Source organism: Streptomyces sp. NPDC027962, from assembly GCF_055566095.1.
Genome location: NZ_JBVHTA010000106.1, coordinates 1 through 1,808, shown reverse-complemented (window position 1 = coordinate 1,808; position 1,808 = coordinate 1). Strand labels below are relative to the sequence as shown.

Here is a 1,808-nt window from a genome sequence, read left to right as displayed (position 1 = left end):
CCGCGCCGAACGGCCCGGCCCAGCAGCGGGTGATCCGTGCCGCGCTCACCAATGCGGGTCTGGCGACGGCGGACGTGGACGTGGTCGAGGCGCACGGTACGGGTACGACGCTGGGTGACCCGATCGAGGCGCAGGCGCTGCTGGCCACGTACGGCCAGGGGCGCGCGGACACCGACCCTCTGTGGTTGGGCTCGTTCAAGTCGAACATTGGCCACACCCAGGCCGCGGCGGGTGTCGGTGGCGTCATCAAGATGGTGCAGGCGCTGCGTCATGGCGTGCTGCCGAAGACGCTGCACGTGGACGCCCCGTCGGGTCAGGTGGACTGGTCGGCGGGTGCGGTGGAGCTGCTGACGGAGACGCGGGCGTGGCCTGAGGTCGAGCGGGCGCGGCGGGCGGGTGTGTCGTCGTTCGGCATCAGCGGCACCAATGCGCACGTGCTGCTTGAGCAGGCGCCGGAGGAGGCGCCGGAGCAGGAGTCCGTCGTCGCTGACGGCACGGACCCGGTGACGGTTCCGTGGGTGGTGGCCGGCAAGTCGCCGGCGGCGCTCGCGGCGCAGGCCGCGCGGCTCGCCGATTTCGTCGCGGGTGCGGGCGAGGACCTGCGCCCGGTGGACGTGGCGGCCTCCCTCGTCCGTACGCGATCCTCGTTTGCTCACCGGGATGTGGTCGTCGGCCGGGAGCAGGACGAACTGCTATTCAAGCTGCGGGAGTTGGCGGAGTCTGCTGCCGTTGCCCCGTCGTCGTCGGTGTCGACTGGTGCCGGTGCGGTGTTCGTGTTCCCGGGGCAGGGTTCGCAGTGGTTGGGGATGGCGGTGGAGCTGGCGGAGTCGTCGGCGGTGTTCGCCGATGCTCTGGCCGAGTGCGAGGCGGCGCTGGCGCCGTTCGTCGACTGGTCGCTGAGCGAGACCCTGCGGGATGAGAGTGGTGCGTGGCTGGAGCGTGTCGACGTCGTGCAGCCGGTGCTGTTCGCCGTGATGGTGTCGCTCGCCAAGCTGTGGCGCTCGCTGGGCGTGGAGCCGGCGGCTGTGGTCGGTCACTCTCAGGGTGAGATTGCGGCGGCGTGCGTGGTGGGTGCGCTGTCGCTGGAGGACGCGGCGCGTGTCGTGACCCTGCGGTCGCAGGCGATTCGTGCGCTGTCGGGTCGTGGCGGGATGGTCTCGCTCGCGTTGACGGCGGACGCGGTCCGTGACCGTATCGCCTCGTTCGATGGTCGGATCTCGATCGCGGCTGTCAACGGCCCCACGGCGGTGGTCGTCTCGGGCGATGCCGATGCCCTTCAGGAGCTCGTCGCCGGCTGCGAGACGGATGGTGTCCGGGCCCGTGTGATCCCCGTGGACTACGCCTCTCACTCCGTCCACGTCGAGGAGCTGGAGGCCGAGCTGCTCGACGTCCTCGCCCCCATCGTCCCGCAGACGTCCGCGGTCCCGTTCTTCTCCACCGTGACCGGCGACTGGCTCGACACCACCGGCATGGACGCCGGGTACTGGTACCGCAACCTGCGCCAGACCGTCGAGTTCGCCGACGCCACGGCCGCACTGGTCGATAGGGGCCACGGTCTGTTCGTCGAGGTCAGCCCGCACCCTGTCCTCACCGTCGGTCTCCAGGAGACCGTCGACGCGTCGGGCAAGCCCGTGGCGGTGCAAGGGACTCTGCGCCGTGGCGAGGGTGGTTGGGATCGCTTCCTGACCTCCCTCGGCCTGGCCCACGCGGCCGGCGCGTCCGTCGACTGGGACAAGACGCTCCCCGCCGACGCGCGGACCGTCGACCTCCCGACATACGCCTTCCAGCACTCCCGTTACTGGCTGGAG

At 70.9% G+C, this 1,808-nt stretch carries 1 protein-coding gene; it reads left to right on the top strand.

Translation table 11 applies throughout. The annotated features are described in order from the left end of the window. Window positions 1-1,808 (top strand): type I polyketide synthase (locus tag ACZ4SA_RS36855; protein ID WP_468283213.1); only part of this gene is annotated, 1,808 nt, incomplete at both ends.